The organism is Enterobacter sp. MGH85 (genome assembly GCF_001037655.1).
GTDB lineage: Bacteria > Pseudomonadota > Gammaproteobacteria > Enterobacterales > Enterobacteriaceae > Enterobacter > Enterobacter intestinihominis.
This window is the reverse complement of sequence record NZ_KQ089925.1, coordinates 3,979,838-3,993,781: the sequence shown is the minus strand read 5'-3', so window position 1 is coordinate 3,993,781 and position 13,944 is coordinate 3,979,838. Positions and strand designations below refer to the sequence as shown.

Sequence of the window (13,944 nt, the reverse complement as noted above, 5' to 3'; positions counted from 1 at the left end):
ATGCAGTAACCTACTGTTAAGGCATGAAAAAATGAAAGCATTTGATCTCCAGCGGATGGCGTTTGATAAAGTCCCACCTGAGTTTTTAGGCGAAGTGGCGTTGCGTAGCCTGTACACCTTTGTACTCGTCTTCCTGTTTCTGAAAATCACCGGACGTCGCGGCGTGCGGCAGATGTCACTGTTTGAAGTGCTGATTATCCTGACGCTGGGTTCGGCGGCAGGGGACGTTGCCTTTTATGACGATGTGCCGATGGTGCCGGTTTTTATCGTCTTCGTGACGCTTGCGCTGCTGTACCGGCTGGTCATGTGGCTGATGTCGAAAAGTGAAAAACTGGAAGATCTGTTCGAAGGAAAACCGGTGGTGATTGTCGAAGATGGTCAACTGGCCTGGGAGAATGTGCAAAGCGCCAATATGACGGAGTTTGAGTTCTTTATGGAGCTACGTATAAGCAGCGTTGAACAACTGGGGCAGGTGCGTCTGGCGATTATGGAAACGAACGGTCAAATCAGCGTTTATTACTATCCTGACGATGAGGTCAAGCCCGGCCTGTGCATACTGCCGGATATGCTTATCGAGCGATACAAAACCGTCCCTGATGCGGGCCAGTATGCTTGCATAAAATGCAGCCACGTGGTGGTCATGCAGGCGGGCGATCATCAATTATGCCCTCGCTGTACAAATCCAGAATGGACGAAGGTTAGCCGGGCTAAACGCATTACCTGACAGCGATTTTGTCGGTTTTGCGACAACGGTACGGCAGATTGTTTTGTGTGACGAGGGGCACATTTCTTCGGCCATAAGTTTTAGACATTGCGGCGCGTGTCACTGAATGATAAAACCGATATCCACAGTTATAACTTATGGCTTTTAGCGTGGTGAGGGGAAATGGCTCAAGTCTTTAATTTCAGTTCAGGTCCGGCAATGTTACCGGCAGACGTGCTCAAACAGGCTCAACAGGAGCTGTGTGACTGGAACGGTCTGGGTACGTCGGTGATGGAAGTTAGCCACCGGGGTAAAGCGTTTATTCAGGTGGCGGAAGAGGCAGAAAAGGATTTTCGCGATCTGCTGAACATTCCCTCGAACTACAAAGTATTGTTCTGTCACGGCGGTGGACGCGGTCAGTTTGCGGGTATTCCGCTCAATCTACTGGGCGACAAATCCACCGCTGATTACGTTGATGCCGGCTACTGGGCGGCCAGTGCGGTAAAAGAAGCGCACAAATATTGCACGCCGAACGTTATCGATGCCAAAGTGACCGTTGACGGTATGCGCGCCGTGAAGCCGATGAGTGAGTGGCAGCTTTCTGACAACGCCGCGTATCTTCATTACTGCCCGAACGAAACCATCGACGGTATCGCTATTCACGAAGAGCCAGACTTTGGCGAAAATGTCATTGTGACGGCGGACTTCTCCTCCACCATTCTGTCCACGCCGCTGGACGTCAGCCGCTACGGCGTCATCTACGCGGGTGCCCAGAAAAACATCGGTCCTGCGGGTCTGACTATCGTTATCGTGCGTGAAGACCTGCTGGGGAAAGCCCATAAGTCTTGCCCGTCAATTCTGGATTACACCGTCCTGAACGACAACGATTCCATGTTCAACACTCCACCAACGTTCGCCTGGTATCTCTCCGGCCTGGTCTTCAAATGGCTGAAGCAAAAAGGCGGCGTGGCGCAGATGGACAAGATCAATCAGCAAAAAGCTGAACTGCTGTACGGCGTGATCGACAAGAGCGATTTCTACCGTAACGATGTCGCCAAAACTAACCGTTCGCGCATGAACGTGCCGTTCCAGCTGGCGGACAACAACCTGGATAACGTGTTCCTGGAAGAGTCCTTCGCGGCGGGTCTGCATGCGCTGAAAGGTCACCGTGTGGTAGGCGGTATGCGTGCCTCTATCTATAACGCGATGCCGCTGGAAGGCGTTAAAGCCCTGACTGATTTCATGATCGACTTCGAACGTCGTCACGGTTAATTGGCTGTTTTTCACCCCCGCAGCGTTCCTGCGGGGTTTTTATTATGTTGAGTTGAGAGTTAAGTTTCATGGAATCCCTGACGTTACAACCTATCGCGCGGGTAGATGGCACCATTAATCTGCCTGGTTCAAAAAGTGTCTCGAACCGCGCTCTGCTGCTGGCAGCTCTGGCAAACGGCACCACCGTCCTTTCCAACCTGCTGGACAGCGATGACGTGCGCCATATGCTCAATGCACTGAAAGCGTTGGGCGTTCAGTACGCGCTGTCAGACGATCGTACCCGTTGTGAAGTCACCGGTAACGGCGGCGCATTACATTCCGCTGAAGCGCTGGAGCTTTTCCTGGGTAACGCCGGTACGGCGATGCGTCCTCTGGCCGCTGCGCTGTGTCTTGGGAGCAACGATATTGTGCTGACCGGCGAGCCGCGCATGAAAGAGCGTCCGATCGGCCACCTGGTCGATGCCCTGCGTCAGGGCGGCGCGCAGATTGATTATCTTGAGCAAGAAAATTACCCGCCACTGCGTCTGCGCGGTGGTTTCACTGGCGGTAATGTTGAGGTTGATGGTAGCGTCTCCAGCCAGTTCCTGACTGCACTGCTGATGACCGCACCGCTGGCTCCAAATGATACCGTGATTAGCATTAAAGGCGATCTGGTCTCTAAGCCGTACATTGATATCACGCTGCACCTGATGAAAACCTTTGGTGTTGAGGTGGAAAACCAGTCATACCAACGCTTCGTGGTTCGCGGTGGCCAACAGTATCAGTCTCCGGGTCACTACCTGGTTGAAGGCGATGCGTCATCCGCCTCCTATTTCCTTGCCGCAGGCGCGATTAAAGGCGGTACGGTAAAAGTGACGGGTATTGGTCGCAACAGCGTGCAGGGCGATATTCGTTTTGCCGACGTGCTGGAAAAAATGGGCGCGGTTGTGACCTGGGGCGATGACTTCATCTCCTGTACGCACGGTGAGCTGAACGCCATCGACATGGACATGAACCATATTCCTGACGCGGCAATGACCATCGCCACCGCTGCGCTGTTTGCGAAAGGCACCACCACGCTGCGTAACATCTATAACTGGCGCGTAAAAGAGACTGACCGCCTGTTCGCAATGGCAACCGAGCTGCGTAAAGTGGGGGCGGTGGTAGAAGAGGGCGAAGACTACATTCGCGTCACGCCGCCGGCAAAACTGCAATTTGCAGAAATTGGCACCTACAACGATCACCGCATGGCGATGTGTTTCTCGCTGGTGGCGCTGTCAGATACGCCAGTCACCATCCTTGACCCGAAGTGCACGGCGAAAACCTTCCCGGACTACTTCGAACAGCTGGCGCGCATTAGCACCCTGGCCTGACGATCGTATGCCGCATCTCCTGATGCGGCATTTCCTTACGCTTTCTGACAGTCATCCTCTTTCATTTCTTCTACACTCTGCTTCAATCATTCCGTAATTTGCACGCAAAGGTAACAGTTGCGCACGTTGGCGCGTATAATGCGCGGCGTTCATGTAAACGGTATGCCTTAATTAAGGAGAAAAAGATGACGGCAATTGCCCCGGTAATCACCATTGATGGGCCAAGTGGCGCAGGGAAAGGTACTCTGTGCAAAGCGATGGCGGAAGCATTGCAATGGCATCTTTTAGATTCGGGAGCAATCTATCGTGTGCTGGCGCTGGCTGCGCTGCATCATCATGTAGATGTTGCGTCTGAAGAAGCGCTGGTACCGCTGGCTGCACATCTGGATGTGCGCTTTGTCTCTACTGATGGCAACCTTGAAGTGATCCTGGAAGGGGAAGATGTCAGCGGTGAAATCCGTACGCAGGAAGTGGCCAATGCGGCCTCTCAGGTGGCGGCTTTCCCACGCGTTCGTGAAGCGCTGTTACGTCGCCAGCGCGGTTTCCGCGAAGCGCCGGGGCTGATCGCCGACGGCCGCGACATGGGAACCGTGGTATTCCCTGATGCGCCAGTGAAAATTTTCCTTGACGCCTCTTCGGAAGAACGTGCTCAACGCCGCATGCTTCAGTTGCAGGAAAAGGGGTTTAGTGTTAACTTTGATCGCCTTTTATCCGAGATAAAAGAGCGCGATGACCGCGATCGTAACCGCGCCGTCGCACCACTTGTTCCCGCGCAAGACGCATTAGTGCTGGATTCAACCAGTTTAACTATTGAGCAAGTGATTGAAAAAGCGCTACAATATGCGCGCCAAAAACTGGCACTCGCGTAATCGCGACCGATTTAGCAGTACCCCCGCTGCAATGGATTGACGGCGGGTATGTGAAACAACCCCATCCGGCACGGAGCCAGGTGGACGTTAATATTAACCTGAAGATTAAACATGACTGAATCTTTTGCTCAACTGTTTGAAGAATCCTTAAAAGAAATCGAAACCCGTCCGGGTTCCATCGTTCGCGGTGTTGTTGTTGCTATCGACAAAGACGTAGTACTGGTTGACGCCGGTCTGAAATCTGAGTCCGCCATCCCGGCTGAGCAGTTCAAAAACGCCCAGGGCGAGCTGGAAATCCAGGTAGGTGACGAAGTTGACGTTGCTCTGGACGCAGTAGAAGACGGCTTCGGCGAAACCCTGCTGTCTCGTGAGAAAGCTAAACGTCACGAAGCATGGATCACGCTGGAAAAAGCTTACGAAGAAGCTGAAACTGTGGTCGGTGTTATCAACGGCAAAGTTAAAGGTGGCTTCACTGTTGAGCTGAATGGTATTCGCGCGTTCCTGCCAGGTTCTCTGGTAGACGTTCGTCCAGTCCGTGACACCCTGCACCTCGAAGGCAAAGAGCTTGAGTTCAAAGTAATCAAGCTGGACCAGAAGCGTAACAACGTTGTTGTTTCCCGTCGTGCCGTTATCGAATCCGAAAACAGCGCAGAACGCGATCAGCTGCTGGAAAACCTGCAGGAAGGCATGGAAGTCAAAGGTATCGTTAAGAACCTCACTGACTACGGCGCATTCGTTGACCTGGGCGGCGTTGATGGCCTGCTGCACATCACCGACATGGCGTGGAAACGCGTTAAGCACCCAAGCGAAATCGTGAACGTGGGCGACGAAATCACTGTTAAAGTGCTGAAGTTCGACCGCGAGCGTACTCGTGTATCCCTCGGCCTGAAACAGCTGGGCGAAGATCCATGGGTAGCTATCGCTAAGCGTTACCCAGAAGGTACTAAACTGACTGGTCGCGTTACCAACCTGACCGACTACGGCTGCTTCGTTGAAATCGAAGAAGGCGTTGAAGGCCTGGTGCACGTTTCCGAAATGGACTGGACCAACAAAAACATCCACCCATCCAAAGTTGTTAACGTTGGTGATGTAGTGGAAGTGATGGTTCTGGATATCGACGAAGAACGTCGTCGTATCTCCCTGGGCCTGAAGCAGTGCAAAAACAACCCATGGCAGCAGTTCGCGGAAACCCACAACAAGGGCGACCGTGTTGAAGGTAAAATCAAGTCTATCACTGACTTCGGTATCTTCATCGGCCTGGACGGCGGCATCGATGGCCTGGTTCACCTGTCTGACATCTCCTGGAACGTTGCAGGCGAAGAAGCAGTTCGTGAATACAAAAAAGGCGACGAAATCGCAGCAGTTGTTCTGCAGGTTGACGCAGAGCGTGAACGTATCTCCCTGGGCGTTAAACAGCTCGCAGAAGATCCGTTCAACAACTGGGTTGCACTGAACAAGAAAGGCGCAATCGTAAACGGTAAAGTGACTGCTGTTGACGCTAAAGGCGCAACCGTAGAACTGGCTGACGGCGTTGAAGGTTACCTGCGCGCTTCCGAAGCTTCACGTGACCGCGTTGAAGATGCAACTCTGGTTCTGAGCGTTGGTGACGACGTTGAAGCTAAGTTCACCGGTGTTGACCGTAAGAACCGTGCAATCAGCCTGTCTGTTCGTGCTAAAGACGAAGCTGATGAGAAAGATGCAATCGCAACTGTGAACAAACAGGAAGATGCAAACTTCTCTAACAACGCAATGGCTGAAGCTTTCAAAGCAGCTAAAGGCGAGTAAGTTCAGGTTCGCACCATGATTTGAGCTGTAACGCATTTACAGCGCGAAGGATGGAGAGCAGACTTGACAGATTGCAGGATTCGTCCTGTAATCAATAACAAAGGGCGGCTACGGCCGCCCTTGTTTAATAAGCTGTTCAGCTAATGGGTTTGAAAGGAACCGGAGGAATCATGACCAAGTCAGAATTGATTGAAAGACTTGCCAGTCAGCAACCGCATATCCCTGCCAAGGCTGTGGAAGATGCCGTTAAAGAGATGCTGGAGCATATGGCTACCACTCTTGCCCAGGGCGAGCGCATTGAAATCCGCGGTTTCGGTAGTTTTTCCCTGCACTATCGTGCACCACGTACCGGGCGTAACCCGAAGACTGGCGATAAAGTGGAGCTGGAAGGAAAGTATGTTCCGCACTTTAAGCCGGGTAAAGAACTGCGCGATCGCGCCAATATTTACGGTAACTGAGTTTAATCATCAGGGTTAAACTGAGTTTAAAGAAAGCACCTTAGGGTGCTTTTTTTGTATCCCGTCCCTGCATTTCTGAATACGCGCCGCATTTAAATTTTCTCTTTGCTGTAAACGCTTAAAAACGTTGCAGCGCCCGCTGTAAATCACGCCTTTTCTGTCTGACGACGCATCACTCCCGCCGCATAATCACCTGAAACATGGAGGTGAAGATGGGGATCCACGTTATCAGTATGTGCGCCATTCTGGCCATAATCCCGCTCTGTTGGTTACCCGTTTTGCCAGACTTGCATATTGTCTGGTTGCTGATTGCCGCAGGAATTGCGTTATCCGTACAGCAGAGAAAATGGCTCAGGTTTTCAGGCCTCGCATTGCTTTTTATGTGCTGGGGGATCCTGGCCGCTCAGGAAAGCGTGTGGCCGATGAACCATTTAACGAAAGCACCGCAGCAGGCCGAGGTGGTCATTACCGCAACGGACGGCGCAACGATGCATCAGGGAAGGATTATCAGCCTCAATGGAGAACGTGTGTGGGCTGCCATGGGCGTGTCACTCTACGGCAACTACCTGCCTCAAAATGTCTGCGTGGGTCAACGCTGGGCGATGACCCTGCGGCTCAGGGCGGTACACGGAGAACTCAACGATGGCGGCTATGATTCGCAGAAAAACGCCTTTGCCCGACACCAGACGCTGAGCGGACGGTTTACCCATGCGGAGATTATCGACGCACGCTGTAGCCTGCGTTCGCAATACCTGACATCACTACAGAATACGCTTTCAGCATATCAGTGGGGGCCCGTGATCCTGGGGCTGGGGATGGGGGAGCGGTTGTCGGTCTCGCGGGAGATAAAAAACCTGATGCGTGAGACCGGAACGATGCATCTGATGGCAATCTCGGGATTGCATATTGCGCTGGCCGCTTCTGCTGTCTGGCTACTGGCTCGGGGCATCCAATTTTTCCTGCCGGGCCGCTGGATTATCTGGCAAGTGCCCTTACTGGCAGGTCTGCTTTTTGCCGCGTTTTACGCATGGCTAACGGGATTGCAGCCGCCCGCGCTGCGTACGGTTATGGCGCTTGTGGTACTGGCTGCATTAAAAATGAGTGGTCGTCAGTGGTCGCCCTGGCAGGTATGGCTTACCTGCGTGGCGGCGATCCTGTTTTTCGATCCGCTGGCGGTACTGTCACAAAGCCTGGCGTTATCCGCGTTTGCGGTCGCCGCGCTTATTTTTTGGTATCAGTGGTTGCCTCTCCCGCACTGGCAACGTGGCCGGTGCCTGCGGCCGCTGGTTACGCTGTTGTATTTGCAGGTTGGAATGCTGCTGCTTCTGTTGCCGCTTCAGGTACTGATTTTCCATGGTTTCAGTCTCTCCTCGCTGGTGGCGAATCTGTTTGCTGTTCCTCTGGTAACGTTTATCTCAGTTCCACTGATCCTGCTCGGCATGTTTCTGCATCTGTTTCCGGTGGCGACGCTGGAAAGTATCGTCTGGCTGGCAGCCGATAAATCTCTGGCAGGACTTTTCTGGCTATTGATGCGTTTACCGAATGGCTGGCAGGACGTGGATGAACGCTGGCAATGCCTGACGTTACTGCCGTGGCTGCTGATCATTGGCTGGCGATTCAGGGCCTTCAGCGCAGTACCCGCAGTCTGTCTGGCAGGCAGCGTGGTGATGGCATTTCCCCTCTGGCACAGGATTAAAACTGACAGCTGGTCCCTGCATATGCTGGATGTAGGGCAAGGGTTGGCGATGGTCATTGAGCGTCACGGGAAGGCCATTCTGTATGACACCGGGCTGGCATGGCCCGGTGGGGACAGCGCGCAGCAGCTGATTATCCCCTGGCTACGCTGGCATCATCTGAGGCCGGAAGGGGTGATCCTGAGCCATGAACATCTCGACCACGCGGGGGGACTGGCATCGCTAAAAGCTGCCTGGCCTGCAATGTGGATCAGAAGCCCCTTAGCCTGGACCGGACATCTTCCATGCTTTCGTGGACAGCGATGGCAGTGGCATGGGTTAACGTTCTCCGTGCATTGGCCACCCGAAAACACCCCGGCGAAAGGTAACAACCGCTCCTGCGTGGTAAAAATCGATGACGGCGAACAGAGCGTTTTACTGACCGGAGATATTGAAGCGCAGGCAGAACTGGCAATGTTGAGCCACCGCTGGCGTCAACTTGCGGCTACACTGATTCAGGTGCCGCATCATGGGAGTAACACGTCATCTTCAACACCGCTGCTACAGCGCGTGGAGGGGCAGGTTTCGCTGGCCTCGATGGCCCGCTATAACGCGTGGCGTTTCCCTTCCATCAAAGTAGTCAGGCGCTATCGAACTGAGGGATATCTCTGGCTTGATACCCCGCAGTCCGGACAGATAACTGTGACGTTTTCGCACCAAAGTCGGCAAATTCGCCGCTTACGTGAACACTATTTACCGCGTTGGTATCATCAGTGGTTTGGCGCGCCCGTAGATAACGGGTAGAATATGCGGCTATTTCAACAAATGCTGGTTTTTTGAATGCATAACGACAAAGATCTCTCCACGTGGCAAACGTTCCGCCGGCTCTGGCCGATGATTGCACCTTTCAAAGCAGGCTTGATCGTGGCGGGCGTAGCGTTAATCCTCAACGCAGCCAGCGATACGTTTATGTTATCGCTTCTCAAACCGTTACTGGATGACGGTTTTGGTAAAACGGATCGTTCAGTGCTGCTATGGATGCCGCTGGTGGTTATTGGGCTGATGATCTTACGCGGAATCTCCAGCTATGTATCCAGCTACTGCATCTCCTGGGTATCCGGTAAAGTGGTGATGACCATGCGCCGTCGGTTATTCAGCCATATGATGGGGATGCCAGTCTCATTCTTTGACAAACAGTCAACCGGTACCCTGCTGTCGCGTATTACCTACGATTCAGAGCAGGTGGCGTCGTCCTCTTCCAGCGCACTGATTACCGTTGTGCGTGAAGGCGCATCCATCATCGGTCTTTTTGCGATGATGTTCTATTACAGCTGGCAACTGTCGCTGATCCTTATTGTGCTGGCGCCGATTGTCTCCATCGCGATCCGCGTGGTATCAAAGCGTTTTCGCAACATCAGTAAAAATATGCAGAATACGATGGGGCAGGTGACTACCAGCGCCGAGCAGATGCTGAAAGGCCATAAGGAAGTGTTGATCTTCGGCGGTCAGGAAGTCGAAACCAAACGCTTTGACAAGGTCAGCAACAGAATGCGCCTGCAAGGGATGAAAATGGTATCGGCCTCGTCGATTTCCGATCCGATCATTCAGCTGATTGCCTCTTTGGCCCTGGCCTTCGTCCTGTATGCAGCAAGCTTCCCGAGCGTCATGGAAACCCTGACTGCGGGTACCATTACCGTGGTGTTCTCATCCATGATTGCGCTGATGCGTCCGCTGAAATCGCTCACAAACGTCAACGCCCAGTTCCAGCGCGGGATGGCAGCCTGTCAGACGCTGTTCAGCATCCTCGATTCCGAACAGGAAAAAGATGAAGGTACACGCGTGATCGAGCGCGCTAAAGGTGACCTGGAATTCCGCAACGTGACCTTTACCTATCCAGGCCGTGAAGTGCCGGCGCTGCGTGATATCAGCCTGTCCATTCCGGCGGGTAAAACCGTTGCACTGGTCGGTCGTTCCGGTTCGGGCAAGTCGACTATTGCCAGCCTGATTACCCGTTTCTACGATATCGACCAGGGCGAAATCCTGCTTGATGGTCACGACCTGCGGGAATATACCCTACAGTCGTTGCGTAACCAGGTCGCGCTGGTTTCGCAGAACGTGCATCTGTTCAACGATACGGTGGCGAACAACATTGCGTATGCCCGTACCGAAGAGTACAGCCGTGAAGAGATCGAGAATGCGGCGCGTATGGCCTATGCGATGGACTTCATTAACAAAATGGATAACGGTCTGGATACGATCATTGGCGAAAACGGGGTGCTGCTCTCCGGTGGTCAGCGTCAACGTATCGCGATTGCCCGAGCGCTGCTGCGCAACAGCCCGATTCTGATCCTCGATGAAGCAACGTCCGCACTGGATACGGAATCTGAACGCGCTATCCAGTCGGCTCTGGATGAATTACAGAAAAACCGTACCTCGCTGGTTATCGCGCACCGTCTGTCGACCATCGAACAGGCTGACGAAATCGTGGTGGTGGAAGACGGCGTTATCGTTGAACGCGGCAGCCATGCGGACCTGCTGGAACAACGTGGTGTATACGCGCAGCTTCATAAAATGCAGTTCGGTCAATGATTGCACGCATCTGGTCGGGTGAATCCCCTCTGTGGGTGCTGCTTCTCCCGCTCTCCTGGCTGTATGGCCTGGTGAGCGGTGCTATTCGTCTGCTTTATCGCATCGGGATCAAGCGCGCCTGGCGCGCACCGGTACCGGTAGTGGTGGTCGGCAACCTGACGGCGGGGGGAAACGGCAAAACGCCGGTGGTGATCTGGCTGGTAGAACAGCTCCAGAAGCGCGGTATCCGCCCGGGAGTTGTCTCACGCGGTTACGGTGGTAAAGCGGCGCAGTATCCACTGGTGCTGAGCCTAGCTACGACAACCGCTGAAGCCGGTGATGAGCCGGTACTGATTTACCAACGTACTGGCGCGCCGGTTGCGGTATCGCCGGTGCGCAGTGATGCCGTAAAGGCACTGCTTGCAGAGCATGACGTACAAATCATAATTACCGATGATGGTTTGCAGCATTACGCGCTGGCGCGTGACAAAGAGATCGTGGTTATTGACGGCGTGCGGCGTTTTGGCAACGGCTGGTGGCTGCCAGCCGGTCCAATGCGTGAGCGTGCGTCGCGCCTGAAGAGCGTCGATGCCGTGATTGTAAACGGTGGTGAAGCCAGAGCGGGTGAGATCCCGATGCATCTTCGTCCCGGAAAGGCAGTGAATATGCTGACCGGCGAGCGTAAAGACGTCGCGTTACTGGATCATCTGATAGCGATGGCCGGGATTGGTCATCCGCCGCGTTTCTTCGCGACGCTGGAGCAGTGCGGCGCGCGGCTGGAGAAACGGGTACCGCTGGCCGATCACCAGGCGCTGGTTGCCGAAGAGATTGAGAGGCTGGCCGCACCGGGCCAGACGCTGATCATGACGGAAAAAGACGCGGTAAAATGCCGGGCCTTTGCGAAAGAAAACTGGTGGTATCTGCCGGTTGATGCTGAACTCAGCGGCGAACAGCCGGAACATTTGCTCAAGGAACTGCTCGCGTTAGTGCAGTAACTTCTACGCGGTTCCGGTGGCGCTTTGACTGACAGGAAAACGCATGTCTCTACCGCAACTCTCACTTGCAGCCGCACGAAACCTGCATCTTGCCGCCCAGGGGCTTCTGAAAAAGCCCCGCCGCCGCGCGCAGCCAGCGGATATCCTCTCTACCGTGCAACGCATGTCGTTGCTGCAAATCGACACCATTAACATCGTGGCGCGTAGCCCGTATCTGGTCCTGTTTAGCCGCCTGGGAAACTATCCCCCGCAGTGGCTGGATAATGCGCTAAGTCAGGGCGAACTGATGGAATACTGGGCGCATGAAGCCTGTTTTCTCCCGCGCAGCGATTTTGCACTGGTGCGTCACCGCATGCTCGCCCCGGACAAAATGGGCTGGAAATACCGCCAGGAGTGGATGGCGGAACACGCGGATGAAATAGAACAACTGATTGCCCATATTCAGGAAAACGGTCCGGTACGCTCTGCGGATTTTGAACACCCGCGAAAAGGCGCAAGCGGATGGTGGGAGTGGAAACCGCACAAACGCCATCTTGAAGGGCTGTTTACGTCGGGCAAAGTGATGGTGGTCGAGCGCCGCAACTTTCAGCGCGTTTATGACCTCACGCACCGCGTTATGCCTCACTGGGACGATACGCGTGACCTGCTGTCTCAGGACGCAGCCGAAGCCATCATGCTCGGGAACAGCGCCCGCAGCCTGGGCATATTCCGCCCACAGTGGCTGGCGGATTATTATCGCCTGCGTCAGCCGCAGCTAAAACCGCTGCTGGAAACGTGGCAGCGTGAACAGCGCGTGATGCCGGTCTCGGTTGAGTCGTTAGGTGAAATGTGGCTGCATGCGGATTTGTTCCCTCTGCTGGCACAGGCGCAAGAGGGCAAACTCCAGGCGACCCACAGTGCCGTGCTCTCGCCATTCGACCCCGTAGTCTGGGACAGAAAGCGGGCCGAACAGCTGTTTGATTTCAGCTACCGTCTGGAATGCTACACCCCGGCGCAAAAGCGTCAGTACGGTTATTTTGTTTTGCCGTTGCTTCATAAAGGGCAGCTTGTCGGGCGCATGGACGCTAAAATGCACCGTAAAACCGGCATGCTTGAAGTTATCGCGCTCTGGCTGGAAGAGGGCATAAAAGTCACGGCTGGCCTGGAAAAAGGGCTAACGTCTGCGCTCAGTGAATTTGCGCGCTGGCAGGGGGCGCATGAAATTGTACTCGGTCGCGTGCCTGCGGGGCTGTTTACGACCTGTCGAGGTGGCTGGGAAACAGGCACTCCCTGAAAAGGGAATGTGATAAGCTTTAGCGATTACCCATACGGAGGAACTATGGATCACCGTTTACTTGAAATTATTGCCTGCCCGGTGTGCAACGGCAAACTGTATTACAGCCAGGATAAACAAGAGCTGATTTGCAAACTGGACAGCCTGGCGTTCCCGCTGCGTGACGGTATTCCGGTCCTGCTGGAAAATGAAGCCCGTTCCCTGGTGGCAGAAGAGATCAAACCATGAGTTTTGTTGTCATTATCCCTGCGCGTTATGCTTCAACGCGCCTGCCAGGTAAACCGCTGGTGGATATCAACGGTAAACCGATGATTGTGCATGTCCTTGAACGGGCACGCGAATCGGGCGCCGGACGCGTCATCGTCGCCACCGATCACCCGGATGTCGCGCGAGCGGTTGAGGCCGCGGGTGGGGAAGTGTGCATGACCCGTGCCGACCACCAGTCAGGCACCGAGCGCCTGGCGGAAGTCGTCGAAAAATGCGGTTTCAGTGACGAGACGGTGATTGTGAACGTGCAGGGCGATGAGCCGATGATCCCGGCGGCTATTATCCGTCAGGTGGCCGACAACCTGGCCCAGCGTAAGGTTGGCATGGCGACCCTTGCGGTGCCGATTCACCACGCTGAAGAGGCGTTCAATCCGAATGCGGTGAAAGTGGTCATGGACGCAGAGGGCTACGCGCTCTATTTCTCCCGCGCCACCATTCCGTGGGATCGCGATCGTTTCGCGCAATCGAAAGAGACGATCGGCGAAACCTTCCTGCGCCACATCGGTATTTACGGCTACCGCGCCGGCTTTATTCGTCGCTATGTCGCCTGGGCACCAAGCCCGCTTGAGCATATCGAAATGCTCGAACAGCTTCGCGTGCTGTGGTACGGCGAGAAAATTCACGTTGCGGTTGCCCAGGAAGTCCCTGGCACCGGCGTGGATACGCCTGAAGATCTCGATCGCGTACGCGTCGAATTGCGTTAATTCGCTGCCATCCCCTCGTTCTGGG

At 54.4% G+C, this 13,944-nt stretch carries 12 protein-coding genes; all 12 read left to right on the top strand.

Going from position 1 to position 13,944, the window contains the following annotated elements; translation table 11 throughout:
• Positions 1-31: 31 nt before the first annotated feature.
• Entirely contained in the window at positions 32-724 is a 693-nt protein-coding gene (locus SK51_RS19005) for a DUF421 domain-containing protein (protein WP_023299721.1), read from the top strand.
• A gap of 162 nt (positions 725-886) precedes the next feature.
• A complete protein-coding gene (gene serC / locus SK51_RS19000; RefSeq protein ID WP_022647627.1) occupies positions 887-1,975 on the top strand; it encodes a 3-phosphoserine/phosphohydroxythreonine transaminase in 1,089 nt (362 codons plus the stop codon).
• A gap of 68 nt (positions 1,976-2,043) precedes the next feature.
• Positions 2,044-3,327, top strand: coding sequence for a 3-phosphoshikimate 1-carboxyvinyltransferase (gene aroA / locus SK51_RS18995; RefSeq protein WP_023305806.1), 1,284 nt, complete (start codon positions 2,044-2,046; stop codon positions 3,325-3,327).
• A 185-nt stretch (positions 3,328-3,512) separates the two neighbouring features.
• On the top strand, positions 3,513-4,196 hold the full coding sequence (cmk, locus tag SK51_RS18990; RefSeq protein ID WP_015570968.1) for a (d)CMP kinase: 684 nt from the start codon (positions 3,513-3,515) through the stop codon (positions 4,194-4,196).
• A 111-nt stretch (positions 4,197-4,307) separates the two neighbouring features.
• Positions 4,308-5,981 (top strand): 30S ribosomal protein S1, encoded by a 1,674-nt coding sequence (rpsA, locus tag SK51_RS18985; protein WP_003858235.1) that lies wholly within the window; start codon positions 4,308-4,310, stop codon positions 5,979-5,981.
• 170 nt (positions 5,982-6,151) lie between these two features.
• Positions 6,152-6,439 (top strand): integration host factor subunit beta, encoded by a 288-nt coding sequence (ihfB, locus tag SK51_RS18980; RefSeq protein WP_003858233.1) that lies wholly within the window; start codon positions 6,152-6,154, stop codon positions 6,437-6,439.
• Positions 6,440-6,651: 212 nt separating this feature from the next.
• Positions 6,652-8,916, top strand: coding sequence for a ComEC family protein (locus tag SK51_RS18975; RefSeq protein WP_032676340.1), 2,265 nt, complete (start codon positions 6,652-6,654; stop codon positions 8,914-8,916).
• A gap of 36 nt (positions 8,917-8,952) precedes the next feature.
• Positions 8,953-10,701: a lipid A ABC transporter ATP-binding protein/permease MsbA gene (gene msbA / locus SK51_RS18970; RefSeq protein ID WP_003858227.1), complete on the top strand. Its 1,749-nt coding sequence runs from the start codon at positions 8,953-8,955 to the stop codon at positions 10,699-10,701.
• The gene (gene lpxK / locus SK51_RS18965; RefSeq protein ID WP_023305808.1) at positions 10,698-11,675 is read left to right on the top strand and encodes a tetraacyldisaccharide 4'-kinase; all 978 of its coding nucleotides are present in this window, start codon (positions 10,698-10,700) and stop codon (positions 11,673-11,675) included. The genes msbA and lpxK overlap by 4 nt, the downstream gene beginning before the upstream one ends.
• A gap of 43 nt (positions 11,676-11,718) precedes the next feature.
• Positions 11,719-12,948, top strand: coding sequence for a winged helix-turn-helix domain-containing protein (locus tag SK51_RS18960; protein ID WP_032676339.1), 1,230 nt, complete (start codon positions 11,719-11,721; stop codon positions 12,946-12,948).
• A gap of 45 nt (positions 12,949-12,993) precedes the next feature.
• The gene (ycaR, locus tag SK51_RS18955; RefSeq protein ID WP_003858220.1) at positions 12,994-13,176 is read left to right on the top strand and encodes a protein YcaR; all 183 of its coding nucleotides are present in this window, start codon (positions 12,994-12,996) and stop codon (positions 13,174-13,176) included.
• Positions 13,173-13,919, top strand: coding sequence for a 3-deoxy-manno-octulosonate cytidylyltransferase (gene kdsB / locus SK51_RS18950; protein ID WP_023299728.1), 747 nt, complete (start codon positions 13,173-13,175; stop codon positions 13,917-13,919). Before ycaR ends, kdsB begins: the two co-directional genes overlap by 4 nt.
• Positions 13,920-13,944 lie beyond the last annotated feature (25 nt).

Bases quoted from the DNA above. Each gene is read 5' to 3' on its own strand.
- SK51_RS19005 (WP_023299721.1), top strand. From the start codon at position 32: ATGAAAGCATTTGATCTCCAGCGGATGGCGTTTGATAAAGTCCCACCT.
- serC (WP_022647627.1), top strand. From the start codon at position 887: ATGGCTCAAGTCTTTAATTTCAGTTCAGGTCCGGCAATGTTACCGGCA.
- aroA (WP_023305806.1), top strand. From the start codon at position 2,044: ATGGAATCCCTGACGTTACAACCTATCGCGCGGGTAGATGGCACCATT.
- cmk (WP_015570968.1), top strand. From the start codon at position 3,513: ATGACGGCAATTGCCCCGGTAATCACCATTGATGGGCCAAGTGGCGCA.
- rpsA (WP_003858235.1), top strand. From the start codon at position 4,308: ATGACTGAATCTTTTGCTCAACTGTTTGAAGAATCCTTAAAAGAAATC.
- ihfB (WP_003858233.1), top strand. From the start codon at position 6,152: ATGACCAAGTCAGAATTGATTGAAAGACTTGCCAGTCAGCAACCGCAT.
- SK51_RS18975 (WP_032676340.1), top strand. From the start codon at position 6,652: ATGGGGATCCACGTTATCAGTATGTGCGCCATTCTGGCCATAATCCCG.
- msbA (WP_003858227.1), top strand. From the start codon at position 8,953: ATGCATAACGACAAAGATCTCTCCACGTGGCAAACGTTCCGCCGGCTC.
- lpxK (WP_023305808.1), top strand. From the start codon at position 10,698: ATGATTGCACGCATCTGGTCGGGTGAATCCCCTCTGTGGGTGCTGCTT.
- SK51_RS18960 (WP_032676339.1), top strand. From the start codon at position 11,719: ATGTCTCTACCGCAACTCTCACTTGCAGCCGCACGAAACCTGCATCTT.
- ycaR (WP_003858220.1), top strand. From the start codon at position 12,994: ATGGATCACCGTTTACTTGAAATTATTGCCTGCCCGGTGTGCAACGGC.
- kdsB (WP_023299728.1), top strand. From the start codon at position 13,173: ATGAGTTTTGTTGTCATTATCCCTGCGCGTTATGCTTCAACGCGCCTG.